Origin of the sequence: Hoylesella loescheii DSM 19665 = JCM 12249 = ATCC 15930 (genome assembly GCF_000378085.1) — a bacterium.
Taxonomy (GTDB): domain Bacteria; phylum Bacteroidota; class Bacteroidia; order Bacteroidales; family Bacteroidaceae; genus Prevotella; species Prevotella loescheii.
This window is the reverse complement of sequence record NZ_KB899228.1, coordinates 1-14,789: the sequence shown is the minus strand read 5'-3', so window position 1 is coordinate 14,789 and position 14,789 is coordinate 1. Positions and strand designations below refer to the sequence as shown.

Annotated in this window: 12 protein-coding genes and 2 tRNA genes; all 14 read left to right on the top strand. The window is 46.5% G+C overall.

Annotation, left to right across the window (positions count from 1 at the left end):
• Positions 1–45: 45 nt before the first annotated feature.
• The 14 genes from queC to F453_RS0113015 all read left to right on the top strand — a co-directional run bounded on the left by queC (position 46) and on the right by F453_RS0113015 (position 14,183).
• Positions 46–699, top strand: coding sequence for a 7-cyano-7-deazaguanine synthase QueC (queC, locus tag F453_RS0113080; RefSeq protein ID WP_018968411.1), 654 nt, complete (start codon positions 46–48; stop codon positions 697–699).
• 693 nt (positions 700–1,392) lie between these two features.
• On the top strand, positions 1,393–2,646 hold the full coding sequence (locus tag F453_RS0113075; RefSeq protein ID WP_018968410.1) for a phosphoglycerate kinase: 1,254 nt from the start codon (positions 1,393–1,395) through the stop codon (positions 2,644–2,646).
• 170 nt (positions 2,647–2,816) lie between these two features.
• Complete coding sequence (locus F453_RS0113070) at positions 2,817–4,067, top strand: type IX secretion system plug protein (RefSeq protein ID WP_018968409.1); 1,251 nt, start codon at positions 2,817–2,819, stop codon at positions 4,065–4,067.
• 223 nt (positions 4,068–4,290) lie between these two features.
• Positions 4,291–5,043 carry a 3-deoxy-manno-octulosonate cytidylyltransferase gene (gene kdsB / locus F453_RS0113065; RefSeq protein ID WP_018968408.1) on the top strand — a complete coding sequence of 251 codons (753 nt, stop codon included), beginning with the start codon at positions 4,291–4,293 and terminating at the stop codon, positions 5,041–5,043.
• Positions 5,044–5,256: 213 nt separating this feature from the next.
• The gene (gene pyk, locus F453_RS0113060) at positions 5,257–6,759 is read left to right on the top strand and encodes a pyruvate kinase (RefSeq protein ID WP_018968407.1); all 1,503 of its coding nucleotides are present in this window, start codon (positions 5,257–5,259) and stop codon (positions 6,757–6,759) included.
• Positions 6,760–7,116: 357 nt separating this feature from the next.
• Positions 7,117–7,656: an outer membrane beta-barrel protein gene (locus tag F453_RS0113055; RefSeq protein WP_018968406.1), complete on the top strand. Its 540-nt coding sequence runs from the start codon at positions 7,117–7,119 to the stop codon at positions 7,654–7,656.
• A 268-nt stretch (positions 7,657–7,924) separates the two neighbouring features.
• The gene (locus F453_RS0113050; RefSeq protein ID WP_018968405.1) at positions 7,925–8,908 is read left to right on the top strand and encodes a Gfo/Idh/MocA family protein; all 984 of its coding nucleotides are present in this window, start codon (positions 7,925–7,927) and stop codon (positions 8,906–8,908) included.
• Position 8,909: 1 nt separating this feature from the next.
• Positions 8,910–10,004 carry a DUF4421 domain-containing protein gene (locus tag F453_RS0113045; protein WP_025790135.1) on the top strand — a complete coding sequence of 365 codons (1,095 nt, stop codon included), beginning with the start codon at positions 8,910–8,912 and terminating at the stop codon, positions 10,002–10,004.
• The gene (locus tag F453_RS0113040; protein ID WP_018968403.1) at positions 10,001–10,846 is read left to right on the top strand and encodes an N-acetylmuramoyl-L-alanine amidase-like domain-containing protein; all 846 of its coding nucleotides are present in this window, start codon (positions 10,001–10,003) and stop codon (positions 10,844–10,846) included. Before F453_RS0113045 ends, F453_RS0113040 begins: the two co-directional genes overlap by 4 nt.
• A 331-nt stretch (positions 10,847–11,177) precedes the next feature.
• A tRNA-Lys gene (locus F453_RS0113035) sits at positions 11,178–11,250 on the top strand.
• A gap of 21 nt (positions 11,251–11,271) precedes the next feature.
• Positions 11,272–11,344, top strand: a tRNA-Lys gene (locus tag F453_RS0113030).
• A 248-nt stretch (positions 11,345–11,592) separates the two neighbouring features.
• The gene (gene aspS / locus F453_RS0113025; RefSeq protein ID WP_018968402.1) at positions 11,593–13,353 is read left to right on the top strand and encodes an aspartate--tRNA ligase; all 1,761 of its coding nucleotides are present in this window, start codon (positions 11,593–11,595) and stop codon (positions 13,351–13,353) included.
• A 138-nt stretch (positions 13,354–13,491) separates the two neighbouring features.
• On the top strand, positions 13,492–13,794 hold the full coding sequence (locus tag F453_RS0113020) for a winged helix-turn-helix domain-containing protein (RefSeq protein WP_018968401.1): 303 nt from the start codon (positions 13,492–13,494) through the stop codon (positions 13,792–13,794).
• A 23-nt stretch (positions 13,795–13,817) separates the two neighbouring features.
• On the top strand, positions 13,818–14,183 hold the full coding sequence (locus F453_RS0113015) for a hypothetical protein (protein WP_018968400.1): 366 nt from the start codon (positions 13,818–13,820) through the stop codon (positions 14,181–14,183).
• Positions 14,184–14,789: the final 606 nt, after the last annotated feature.

Here is a 14,789-nt window from a genome sequence, read left to right as displayed (position 1 = left end):
ATGAGGCGCAGTTGGTAAGCTTTTATTTAAAGATATAATAAGCAAATGAAAGATTCGGTAATCGTGGTGAGCGGCGGAATGGATAGCATCACCTTGCTTTACGAAAAGAAAGACGAGATAGCATTGGGTATCTCTTTCGACTATGGCAGCAATCATAACCACAACGAACTACCCTTGGCGGCCTTGCATTGCCAACGTTTGGGCATTGCACACGTGGTAATTCCCCTCGGTTTTATGCACCAGTATTTTAAGAGTAGCTTGTTGGAGAGTGGTGCGAGTATTCCCGACGGCAGCTACGACGAGGATAATATGAAATCGACCGTTGTGCCTTTTCGCAACGGCATAATGCTTGCGGTGGCGGCAGGCATAGCCGAAAGCAATGGATTAACGAAGGTGCTTATCGCCAATCATGGTGGCGACCACACCATTTATCCCGATTGTCGCCCCGAATTTATTGCTGCTATGGATGCCGCAGTTGAAGCAGGAACATTTGCTAACGTGCATGTGGTGGCCCCATATACCAATATCAGCAAGGCCGACATTGCTCGCAGGGGTAGTTCTTTGGGCATAGACTATGCCGAAACGTGGTCGTGTTATAAGGGTGGCGATGTGCATTGTGGCACATGCGGCACTTGTGTTGAACGCAAGGAGGCCTTGCGCGAGGCAGGAATTGAAGACAACACGAAGTACGAACGTTAAACCTTGAGATAGGCATTGCTTAGTTCATTGTAAACAGATACACCACGTTTTTCAGTTCACTATCAGATGATAGGGACCTCTTTGTTTGTTGTATGAATGGAAGTAGGTTAAGGAAAGGTGATGATAAGCCTATGTTTAAATTGGTCTTAAATGATTTGTTGTCAGCTCATTTCCTAGTTAGCATGGTCTGAATAAAGAGCAGTGGTATTGTATTTGTTCATCTTTTAAATTCCCTCAATTCATCTCTTCTACTCTGTGTTGTGTTCTTTCGATTTGTTCCAGCTAAGATGTAACGCTGTTCCAGATAACATGGAACGATGTTCCAGTTGATATGGAACCGTGTTCCAGATGATGTGGAATAGCCGTACCTCTTAGTGATAACTCGCCATTTAATCAAAAAGCACGTCTTTAAGGCAATGTTCGTGCATCATCAGTAGTAAGAAAATGCATGGCGATGACATTCTTGGTGAGTGGTAAGTGGTGGTTTGCCGAAATGGTTTCGTTTTTTTTATTGGCGGTACGTATATTTGTAAACTACACATAGCAAATGCCGTTTTACACGCCTGCGAAAGAAACATGTTGTAAGCAAAAGGGTTATTTTCCTGTCAATTTTGGCTTTATATCAAGATAATTCATTACCTTTGCGCTTGTTAATTCAGGCATAAAACTATAATATTCATAACATTAATAAAGATGAAAATCGAACAATTCAACTTTGCTGGTAAAAAGGCAATTGTACGTGTGGACTTTAACGTGCCATTGGATGAGAATGGAAACATCACCGACGACACTCGTATTCGTGGCGCCCTTCCTACTTTGAAGAAGGTTTTGGCCGATGGTGGTGCCGTTATCATGATGAGTCACATGGGCAAACCCAAAGGCAAGGTGAACCCCAAGTTGTCGCTTTCGCAAATTGTTAATAAGGTTTCAGAACGTTTGGGCGTACCCGTTAAGTTCGCCGACGATTGTGGCAACGCCACCGAAGCAGCTGCTAACCTCAAGATGGGTGAAGCTTTGTTGCTCGAAAACCTACGCTTCTACCCCGAAGAAGAGGGCAAGCCCGTGGGCATAGACAAGGCCGATCCCGCTTTTGATGAGGCTAAGAAGGAAATGAAGGCTAAGCAAAAAGACTTCGCCAAGAAGCTGGCTTCGTATGCCGACGTTTATGTTAACGACGCTTTCGGTACGGCTCACCGCCGTCATGCTTCAACAGCTGTAATCGCCGACTACTTCGACGCTGACTCGAAGATGCTGGGTTATCTCATGGAGAAAGAAGTAACGGCTATCGACAACGTGATGAAGAATGCCCAACATCCTTTCACCGCCATTATCGGAGGTTCGAAAGTAAGCTCTAAATTGGCTGTTATCAAAAACTTGCTCGACAAGGTAGACAACCTTATCATTGGTGGCGGAATGGGCTATACCTTTGTTAAGGCACAGGGCGGAAAGATTGGCGAATCGTTGCACGAAGACGATTTGATACCCGAAGCACTGAATGTTATGGCCGCAGCGAAGGAAAAAGGCGTTAACCTAAGCCTGTCGGTGGCCACCGTTGCAGCAGATAAGTTCGACAACAACGCCAATCGTAAGGTAGTGCCCATCGACCAAATACCCGACGGATGGGAAGGCATGGACGCCTCGGAAGAGTCGTTGGCCATCTGGAAGAAAATCATTCTCGACTCTAAGACCATCCTTTGGAACGGTCCCGTAGGTGTGTTCGAGTTTGAAAACTTTGCTCACGGAACGGGCGAGATTGCCAAGTACGTGGCACAAGCAACGCAAGAGAACGGTGCATACTCGCTTGTAGGCGGTGGCGATTCGGTTGCTGCTGTTAACAAGTTCGGACTTGCCGACAAGGTTTCTTACGTTTCTACCGGTGGTGGAGCCATGCTCGAAGCCATCGAAGGTAAGGTTCTGCCCGGCGTTGCTGCGCTGAAAGGCGAATAAACCTACAGTATAGGCGCGTTTGGAAGCACACGCTCTGTGGCGTTATATCGCCAAAGAATGTTTGCAGATCACGCCTCAAACGATAGAAATGAATATGTATCGGCGAGCCTAAACCCGTGTTAGGCTTGCCGATTTTTTCTTTCTCCTAAACCCCTTACACTTTTTATCGCATGCTTATGCGCCCGTTACGTTTTTTCTTTTTTATGCTCTGCCTGTGGTTTTCGCTTGCAGGCGTGGCTCAGCGCAACCGCATATTAAGTTCCGACATCGCCTCATTGCAGGTGGTGGCAGGCAAGAATTGGCTTTCAATGCCCATTATTGGCTTGGGAGATGGTGTGCCAGTGAACATCGCCTTTGATGACTTGACACACGAATATCGGCGTTATGCCTATAAGGTGGAGCATTGCAACGCAGATTGGAGCACATCTGCCGACCTCTTCGTAAGCGATTATGTCGACGGATTTAATGTCGACAACGTGATAGAAGATGTGGAACAGTCGATAAATACCAATATGTTGTACACGCATTATCGGTTTCATATTCCCAACGAGCGATGTAGATTGAAGATGAGTGGCAATTACCGCGTAACCATCTACGATGCAAACGACGATGATAAGGTTGTGGCCGAATGTTGTTTTATGGTGATTGAACCGCGTATGGGTGTTAAACTAAGTGTAGATGCCAATACGGATAAGGGTATTAACAGCCGTTGGCAGCAGGTGGCAATGGAGGTTAAGTATGGCGGAGGCATGCCCGTTACCGACGTGCAAAGGCAAATTTACACCGTGGTGATGCAAAATGGCCGATGGGATAACGCCGTGGTGAACGCCAAACCCCAGTTTGTGATGGGCGACGGGCTACGTTGGTCGCACAACCCACAGCTTGTTTTCGAGGCAGGTAACGAGTTTCGCAAGTTCGAGATGTTGGATGTGCGACACGCCAACATGGGTGTTGAGAAGATAGATTGGGACGGTAAGGAATACCATGCTTATCTTTGGCCCGACGAACCACGTGGTAGCTACGTGTTTGACGAAGATGCCAACGGTGCGTTTTATATTCGTAACAGCGATAATAGGGAAAACAACCGCACGTCTGAATATGTTAACATACACTTCACCTTGCGTTCGCCACGTCTGTCGGGCGATGTTTTCGTGAACGGAGTTTGGACAAACGACCAGCTTGCTGCACCTTATAAGATGCAGTTTGATGAGGCTGGGCAGTGTTATCGCCTGTCGCTCTTGCTCAAACAGGGTTATTATTCGTACCAATACGTGTGGCAACAACCCAACGGGCAGATAGCGAACGTGCCCACAGAAGGTTCGTTTTATCAAACCGAAAACCGTTATCAAGCATTGGTTTATTATCGTAAACTTGGCGAGAGGGCTGATAGGCTGGTGGGCTTTGCAGAGATAAGGAGGTAGTTAAGTAGTAAAGGGATTAAGTAGTAAAGTAGTAAAGGGATTAAGTCGTTAAGTCGTTAAGTAGTAAAGGAGTTAAGTAGTTAAGCCAAATGCATGGTTGCAGAGTGGTATGTAGCCTTGTTATCTCGTAACCTTGTAACCTAGTCAACTTGTTAACTCGTCAACTCATAACCTTGTTAACTCGTCAACTGATATCCCCCACACATTAAAAACAATACAGATAATGAAATTCATAGGAATAATCCCTGCCCGTTACGGCTCTTCGCGCTTTCCGGGCAAACCGCTGGCATTGCTTGGAGGGAAGCCAGTGATACAACGCGTGTACGAACAAGTGGCACAAGCGTTAGACGAAACATACGTGGCCACCGACGACGAACGTATATATAATAAGGTGTTGGAGTTTGGCGGAAAGGCCGTGATGACATCTTCGGATCACCAAAGCGGTACCGACCGCGTGAATGAAGCCGTGCAAAAGATTGGGGGCGACTATGACGTGGTGGTGAATATACAGGGCGACGAACCCTTTGTACAACGCTCGCAGATAGACGCCATTTGTCAATGCTTCGACACCGAGGGCGTGCAGATAGCCACACTTGGTATCCCCTTTAAGACAATCGACGAGGTGCGCAACCCCAATTCGCCTAAGATTGTGGTGAATAATGCAGGTTTCGCCATGTATTTTTCGCGTTCGGTCATTCCTTTCGTTCGTGGTACAGAACCTGAGCAATGGCTTGGGGCTTACCCTTTTCTAAAACATTTGGGCATATATGCCTATCGTCCCGAGGCGCTTAGGGCGATAACGGCATTGCAGCAGTCGTCGTTAGAGAAGGCCGAGAGTCTTGAACAGCTGCGCTGGTTGCAAAATGGATACCAGGTTAAGGTGGGTCTTACGCAGGTAGAGACCGTGGGAATAGACACGCCCGAAGACTTGCAGCGCGCCGAAGAGTTTTTGAAAGCACATCCCGCAGGGCGTTAAGCTAAGGCAAGAAGTCTCGTTATACGCGCTGTCGGATGTTTTTTGCTCGTTCGCGACTATAATAATTACAAAAGGTCAAGGTGTTCGCGATTTTTTTCAGTACCTTTGCAAGAGAGCAAGCAAACGTCTAACGGAAGTGTGGCGACACACCGTGGCATCGCATGACGCGCTTGCCCATTATTACACTATATATAAAGGACATTTCAATAAAATATGAAACAGACTAAGATTGTTGCCACCATAAGCGACCGCAGGTGTGATCAGGATTTCATCCGAAAGCTTTTTTTCGCGGGTATGAACGTGGTGCGGATGAACACCGCGCATGCTTCCGAAGAGGGAATGAAGGAAATCATCAGGAACGTACGTGCCGTTTCGTCGCACATCGCTTTGATGATAGACACCAAAGGACCTGAAATCAGAACCACTGGCGTAGCCGAACCCATACAATATAAGAGTGGAGAGATTGTGAAAATATTCGGGCGACCCGAAATGGAGACAACTCACGACATACTGAACGTGTCGTATCCCGACATCGCCAACGACGTGAAGGTGGGCGACAGCATTCTCTTCGACGACGGTGAACTAGACATGAAGGTGCTTGAAGTGCAAGGCCCAATGCTCGTAACGCAAGTTCAGAATGATGGTAAGCTAGGTGCACGCAAGAGTGTGAACGTTCCTGGTGAGCATATAGCTCTGCCCGCGCTAACCGAAAAAGACCGTAGCAACATACTTTTTGCCATCGAACAAGACATCGACTTTATCGCCCACTCGTTCGTTCGCTCGGCCGAAGATGTTCTCGCCGTGCAAAAGATACTCGACGAGCATAACAGCGACATCAAGATTATATCGAAAATAGAAAACCAAGAGGGCATCGACAACATCGACGAGATAATAGATGCATCGTATGGCGTCATGATTGCGCGTGGCGATTTGGGTATCGAGGTTCCCTTGGAGTGTATTCCGGGCTTGCAAAGACAAATTATCCATAAGTGTGTGCTGAAGAAAAAGCCCGTGATAGTGGCCACGCAGATGTTGCACACCATGATAAACAACCCACGCCCAACGCGTGCCGAGGTGACAGACATTGCCAACGCCGTGTATTATCGTACTGATGCGTTGATGCTTAGTGGTGAAACGGCATCGGGAAAATATCCCGTTGAGGCCGTGAAGACTATGGCAGCTATTGCCGAACAGGCCGAAAAAGACCGTCTGCGCCTAAAAGGCTTGCAGATATCGCTTGCCCACGATTGCAGTCAGAAAGAGTTCTTGGCCTTCTCGGCCATCGAGTCTACGCGTCGATTGGGTGTTGCGGGTATCATTACCGATAGTGAAACGGGTGAGACGGCACGCATATTGTCTTCGTTCCGCGGTGCAACGCCCATCTTGGCCATGTGCTATAAGGAAAAGTTGCAACGTTGGCTCAACCTAAGTTACGGCGTTATACCCGTTCACCAGAAAGAACACCTTGCACCACAATTCATGTTTACGGCTGCCATACGTATGTTGAGGCAGAAGGGGTACATCGACTTAGAGGACAAGATAGCCTATCTTAGCGGTAGCTTTGGTGAAGGTGGTGGCACCACTTTCGTTGAAATCAATAAGGTGGCCATGGCACTTAACGCCGACAGCAACTATCGTTTCCACCTTCCCGAACATCCTTCGAAGTCGCAAATGGGTGAACTCGAGGCCGAGGAAACATGGGGTGGGGAAGGTTAGCGTTCATCTTATAGACAGCTTGTTCATCGCTTAGCAGTTGGCTTATTTGGTGAATTAAAATATTTTTTTAATGGGCAAACTTGTACGTTGGTGCATGTTTGCCCCTTTGTTTTTTATTTGGTGTTCCTCGCTACATAGAGTGTGCACATTGTTTGAATAGTGAACATGGCGGTGAAAGATTGTCAAAGATAAATTCTTGTTAACCTTGTGAATTACATAGACTTTAACGCCTCTTTGCAATGAATAAGTTAAAAAAGTTTGTATACTTTGCTTCGCTATTGAGAATGTTATAATTTTGTCCCCAGAAAAGAAATAATATGTGTTGAATCACATCAGTTTAATTTAAACAGAAACAAGATGAAAAAGATTTTGATGACCATGGTTGCAGCGTTTATCGCTGTTAGTGCAAGTGCACAAGTTTATGTAGGTGGAAGTCTTGGTATCGGTGTAAGCAAGGCAAAAGGCGGTGAAAGCAAAACGACCTACGTGATTTTACCCGAAGTTGGTTATAATTTCAACGACGATTGGGCCGTTGGTACAATGCTCGGTTGGGGTAAAGGTAATCCCGTTTCATTGTCGGATATAACCACCGAACCTGTTAGATACTTCTCTGTTGCTCCCTACGTTCGCTACACGTTCCTACATTCTAAGTATGTTAACCTCTTTGTAGATGGAGGTTTTGATTACACTCACTATAATGGTGGTACCAATATATGGGAAATAGGTGCAAAACCAGGTGTGGCAATTAACCTTAACAACCACTTCAGCTTCTTAGCTAAGATTGGATTTGTTGGTTGGATAAATCAGAAGAATAGCGATGCAAACCTCGACGACCAAGCATGGGGCGCATCGTTTGATAACAACCATTTGACCTTCGGTTTGTATTATAACTTCTAAAAAAGAAATACCCGTATAGGGTTTCTATAAGCAAATGGCGCGTTGACTATTGTTGGCGCGCCATTTATGTTTGCCTTAATCGCTGTCTGGTGAATTAGCGGTGAAATCGCATTTGTTGTGGGGAATTTATGTGGCATGCCTTTATCAGTTCGATTTCTTTTCGTAAATTTGCAATACAAAGAAATTTATTTGTAATGTCGAAGGTGTGTCCTTATATAATAAGGAGCATTGGGCGACGAGCGTTATTGCAAAAAAGAGAAGTGTAAGGATGAAAGAAATAAGTTGGGGATTTATAGGTTGTGGCGAGGTGACCGAGAAAAAATCAGGCCCAGCCTTTAACGAAGTGGAGGGCTCGCATGTGCATGCGGTGATGAGTCGCACAGAAGATAAGGCGCGTTCGTATGCCGAACGCCATCGCATACGCAAATGGTACACCGACCCGAACGAACTTGTCGGCGACCCCGATGTAAACGCTGTGTACATCGCCACACCCCCTTCGAGCCACGCCACCTTTGCCATCATGGCTATGAAGGCAGGAAAACCCGTGTATGTAGAGAAGCCTCTGGCGGCCAGTTACGAAGACTGCGTGCGCATTAACAGGGTGAGCGAACAGACGGGTGTGCCTTGTTTCGTGGCCTACTATCGTCGTTATCTGCCTTATTTCCAAAAGGTGAAGACCATAGTGGATAGTGGTGCCATTGGGAAAATCACCAATGTGCAAATTCGTTTTGCTGTTCCTCCTCGCGATTTAGACTATTCCACCAATAGCAATTTACCTTGGCGGCTTCAACCCGACGTGTCGGGAGGCGGCTATTTCTATGATCTAGCCCCCCATCAGTTAGACTTGATACAAGAACTTTTCGGTGTTATCACCCGTGCACACGGCTATTTGTCGAATCGTGGACGGCTATATGGCGTTGAAGACACTGTAAGTGCTGCTTTCGAGTTTGAAAGTGGCGTGGTGGGAAGTGGTAGTTGGTGTTTCGTTGCGCATCAAAGTGCTAAGGAAGATCGCATCGAGGTGATTGGCGAACGTGGTTTGTTGTCGTTTTCGGTGTACACCAACGACCCTATACAGCTTGTAACGAGCGAAGGCGCGACAAGCTTCAACGTAGACAACCCTGCATACGCACAACTGCCCATTATAAAGGCCGTTATCGAAGACTTACAAGGCATTGGCCATTGCTCGTGTACCAGCGTGAGCGCAACACCTGTAAACTGGGTGATGGACCGAATACTCAACAAATTCTGACATGCTGAAAACCCTACTTGCATCGTTTTTTCTCTGCTCGTTGTGTATGGCTGCTAGGGCCGAAACGCCCGATTCTGCCACCATAGCACAACCTGTCAAGTGTTCGCTGGTAAAGCGAATGGTAGACGGTGTGAAGGATTTCGTGAACTCATTCAGCGATGTAGACACCACTTATATCGAGCCGCAGAAGTACATTTATACCGTAATGTTGCAGAATACCTACACTTACGAACTGTACAAATTGAAAACGGCCGAAGGCAATTCTGTGACTTTTGCACCCGAACCCACTGTTAAATTCGGTCCGTATGTAGGTTGGCAGTGGCTGTTTTTAGGCTACACCGTAGACCTTCGCCACCTTAACGGCAACAATAAGAAAGAGTTCGACCTGAGTTTCTATACTACCCAGATCGGTATAGACCTTTTTTACCGTAACACGGGTAACAACTACAAGATTAAAAGCTTATCGCTGGCTAAGGAAATCAATCCTGAGGCAGTGCTGGGAAGCCCTTTTGGGGGATTCGAAGCAAGCATCCGCGGGTTTAACCTTTACTACATCCTTAATCATCGGCGCTTTTCTTATCGTGCGGCGTTCAGTCAGAGCACGGTACAGAGGCGCAGTGCGGGCAGCATGCTCTTTGGAGTGGGTTACACGAGACATAAGGTGAATGTGGATTTGGCGCAACTAGACCAACTGATTACTGATCGATTGGGCTCGGAAGCCACCATTATCGGGACCGACGACAGCGTAAACTTCGGCAAGGTGAAGTACACCGACGTGTCTGTTTCAGCGGGATACGGCTACAATTGGGTGTTCGCACGAAACTGGTTGTTAGCTGGTTCGCTCTCGCTGGCCTTGGGTTACAAACGCACCACGGGTAATGTAAGCACCCGTCGCACGTCGTTGGGCGACTTCTTGTCGTATAACATGGCCCTAGATGGAGTGGGGCGCTTTGGCATTGTGTGGAATAACTCGCGCTGGTATGCTGGTGCAAGCACCATCTTACACACCTATAACTATCGCAAAAACAGGTTTTCAACCAACAACATGTTTGGAAACCTCAACATATATGTAGGCTTTAATTTTATAAAACGATGAAAAAAGCAATCCTCGCATGTTTATTATTCTTGGCCGCATTGCCGCTTTTGGCCAAGCCGCAGTACACTTCGGCCGACAGTGCCAAGGTGGTTAAGCTATTGTTAGAAGGCAAACGCCATAAGGACAAGCAAAACCTGGTGTTGTTTTTTGCCCGCAAGTTCTTGGGCGTTCCTTACGTGGCAAGCACCTTGGAAAACAATGCCGACGAGCGTTTGGTGATAAATCTGCGTCAGCTTGACTGCACCACGTTTGTTGAAAACGTGTTGACGCTGACGCTTTGCACGCAAAACGGCAAGGCCACCTTTGCCGATTTTTGCGACCAACTGCGCAAAATTCGCTATCGAAACGGTAAAGTTGGCTATCCCACACGCCTTCATTATTTCTCCGAATGGATTTCGGACAATGCCCGAATGGGCTTTGTTGAAGAGACGCAAGCTCCCAATCCGCCTTTCTCTGCGGTGCAAACCTTGCAAATAAATTTTATGAGTACGCATGTGGATAAGTACCCTATGTTGGTTCGCACGCCTGCTTTCATCAAGCCCATTGCCCAAATGGAGAGCGAGCTTAACGGCAAAACATGTCGCTACATCCCCAAGGCGGGTATCCTGAACGATGCTGCATGCAAGCAGGCGGTAAAGGATGGCAACATCTTGGCATTGGTAACAAGTCGTGCCGGACTAGATACCAGTCACGTAGGCTTTGCCGTTTGGAAGAAAGATGGCTTGCACTTGTTCCATGCTTCGTCGCTGCAAAAGAAAGTAGTTGAAGACAAATCGTTACTGCGCAACTATATGCAGAAGCAGAAATCGCAACTAGGCATTCGTGTGGTGAAGGTGAAGTAAGCGATGAGGGGATGATTTTGCGGGTTCATAAGTTAATGAGGCTAGGAATAGGTACCTGTCGAGTGGACAAACGTTAGTACCACTTCGCTTAGTGGCTAGACCACGATAAGGCTGCCTAATGGCAATAAGGCCTATTACTCTCTCTCCCCTTGGAGAGGGGTTATGGCTTAGGCCAGTTGTTGGTGGATGATATTTGCAGGACGCTTATTTTGCTTTTATCTTTTTTTAGCTGTTATCTCAAAAAGTCTTTGATTTGTTTGGCTGTTCCGAAATAATGAATTACCTTTGCACTCGCAAAAAAGGACAGGTGTCCTCGTCATGCAAACGACATGCATCCTTAGCTCAGTTGGTAGAGCAACTGACTCTTAATCAGTGGGTCTAGGGTTCGAATCCCTAAGGATGTACAAAAGGTTTGCATGGGGTATGCATCCTTAGCTCAGTTGGTAGAGCAACTGACTCTTAATCAGTGGGTCTAGGGTTCGAATCCCTAAGGATGTACAAAAGAAGTAGCAAGGCCAATGGCTTTGCTACTTCTTTTTTGTTTGTACATCATGTGCATAGGTTTTCAGCCTTGTTAACGCGTTAAATTCTCCCCCTCGCTAACCATTGTTCGAACTCACGAACTCGAAAACTTCCGACCTCATAAACTAATCAACCAAAAATCTAACAGAACCTTCCGCAAATATTTGTAGTTCTCGTTGGATATGTGTACTTTTGCAAACATAATTTAAAAAGGAAAGAACAACATGTATAGGACAAGCACTTGTGGAGAACTCCGCTTAGCCGACGCAGGCAAAACCGTGACGTTGGCCGGGTGGGTTCAGCGTGTTAGGAAGATGGGCGGAATGTCGTTTGTTGACCTTCGCGATAGATATGGCATTACCCAACTCGTGTTTAACGAGAACGAAGACAAGGAACTTTGCGACAGCGCCAATAGATTGGGGCGCGAGTTTTGCATACAAGTGACGGGCGTTGTTAATGAACGCCAAAGCAAAAACGCCAACCTTCCCACAGGCGACATTGAAATTATTGCCTCGCAACTCAATGTGCTGAGCGAAAGTGAAACACCTCCCTTCACCATTGAAGAGAACACCGACGGTGGCGACGATATCCGAATGAAGTATCGTTACCTAGACTTGCGTAGGCCAAATGTGCGTAAGAACTTGGAATTGCGCCACAAAATGACCATTCTTATACGTAATTTCCTCGACAGCAAAGACTTTATCGAGGTGGAAACACCCATACTTATAGGCTCTACACCCGAAGGTGCACGCGATTTTGTTGTGCCTTCGCGCATGAATCCAGGCCAGTTTTACGCGCTTCCACAAAGTCCACAGACGCTGAAACAATTGCTAATGGTGAGCGGTTTTGATCGTTACTTCCAGATTGCCAAATGTTTCAGGGACGAGGATCTTCGTGCCGACCGCCAGCCAGAGTTCACACAGATTGACTGCGAGATGAGTTTTGTAGACCAAGACGACGTAATCAACCTGTTTGAAGATATGGCACGCCACCTGTTTAAGGAACTTCGTGGCGTGGAACTGCCTGCCAAGCTGCGCCAAATGCCATGGCACGAGGCCATGAAGCTATATGGTAGCGACAAACCTGACCTTCGTTTCGGTATGGAATTCGTAGAGTTGGCCGACGTTCTCAAAGGAACTGGCGACTTTAGTGTATTTAATGAGGCCGAGTATATTGGCGGAATATGTGTGCCTGGCTGTGCCGACTACTCGCGTAAGCAACTTAATGAGCTTACAGATTTCGTAAAACGTCCGCAAGTAGGTGCTAAGGGACTTGTATTTGTGAAGTTCGAGGCCGACGGGTCGGTAAAGAGCAGCATCGACAAGTTTTACTCGCCCGAGGTGTTTGCCCAACTAAAACAGGCTATGGGTGCAAAAGATGGCGACTTAATACTTATCATGAGTGGCGACAAAGCCAACAAAACGCGCATACAACTGTGTAACCTTCGCTTGGAAATGGGTGACCGCTTAGGCCTTCGCGACAAAGATAAGTTCGAATGTTTGTGGATTGTTGACTTCCCGCTTTTCGAATGGAGCGACGAAGAGCAGCGCCTTATGGCCACCCACCATCCCTTTACAATGCCCAATCCCGACGATATTCCTTTGCTGGATGAGCATCCCGAGCGCGTTCGCGCCTTGGCCTACGACTTCGTTTGTAATGGCATCGAGGTGGGCGGAGGTAGTCTTCGTATTCACGATGGAGCATTGCAAGAGAAGATGTTTGGCATCTTAGGCTTCACGCCCGAGCGTGCCATGGCCCAGTTTGGCTTCCTTATCAATGCCTTTAAGTATGGTGCGCCGCCCCACGCAGGCTTGGCTTTCGGACTCGATCGCTTTGTTTCTATCTTCGCAGGACTCAACTCCATTCGCGATTGCATTGCTTTCCCCAAGAACAACAGTGGCCGCGACGTGATGCTCGATGCACCATCGGTGATTGACGACAAACAGTTAGAAGAACTTAACCTTCGGATTGATTTAAATCAATAAATCGTATCTCGTTGCTATAAACGGCTTTACTTTTCTTGCATAAAAAGGCTGCATGTTAAATAATTGTACTAATTTTGCCAATGAGAATTTTGTGTTAATTGTTTCAATTAGCGTACAAAACACTTCAATTTTATAACTATGGCAGAAAAAAAAGCAACAAAAAGCGCTGTAGAGGCTAAAAAATCAACAGCGAAAAAGCCTGCAGAAAAGAAAACTGCAACAAAGAAAGTTACGCAACCCGCTTGGGTGATAAACGCTGAAAGCGTAGGTTTTAGGGCTGGCGACGTTTATCAAGCCCTCTCGGCAGCAGGTAAGGCTCTAACTGTAGCAGAGATAGCCAAGGCTTCCGGTAAGAGTGAAGAAGAAGTTTTGCTTGGTATCGGATGGCTCTTTAAAGAAGGAAAGATTAAAGGTGAAGACAAACTCGTCACTTTAGCTTAACAAAATAAGGGCCACCAAACAATATGGTGGCCCTTATTTTGTGTTTTTGTATGTCTGCCATAAAATACGAACAAGAGATTTTCAGGGTGTTAACCGAGGCCGGAGAAGAAGGACTCTCCGTGCAAAAGATTGCCCTACACGTTTACAACTCGTGTAACTCGCTTTTCAATCCCGTGAGTTATGATGAGGTGTATGGCTTTGTTTCGCGCTTTCTCATTGCCAAATCGCGTAAACAACATTCGCTTATAGAGCGCACCGCCTCTCGAGGTGTTTATCATTTAAATTTTACTTTGAAAGAGACACAACAACTGATGCTTCAATTTAAAGATGCAACGGAGGTTGAAGAGCCTAAAGCACCCGTGCCCGACAATTCGCTTTCGCTGTTTTAGTCAGAAGTGTTTTAGACCATGGTTTTGAGCACTGCTAAGGGGTTTTGTCGTTAGATAATCTTTAATGTGTTTTTCTATTTTAGCTTGGCTAATTTGTTAGGCAAGCGTTGTAATGGGCAAATGATTTTCTGTTAATTGCTGATTATCATATTGTTAGTTAATGTTTTCTGGCTAAAAACTTATGTATTGGAGAGTTGCTCTAGTCTATTTATACGGCTACAAGTGAGCTGTAGCCGCACTACAACTTGTTTGTAGTCACACTACAATTGGCTTGTAGCCCCACTACAATTGGTTTGTAGTCCCACTACATGTAGTGTACTGAGATTAGTTGACACTTTTCGTTGTTAAATACTCCTTTGGTTGACAAGAAAAATCCTTATGTTGTATTTAGGTTGTCATGTCCTTCTCCAAAGTCCAAATTTGGTTTACAGCTGCCATCCGTTTGCAAAGTTAAGCATTGTTTGTTGGCCGTCCAAGTTTGGGCTGGCCTTTTTTGCGTGAATGAAAACAAGGCCATGAAAAACACCGAGGGGGTGCCCTGCGGCAGGGGGCTCGCAGCCCCCGAGAGCAAGAGGTGCTATGTCGCATGTGAGATGAGCCTTAGGA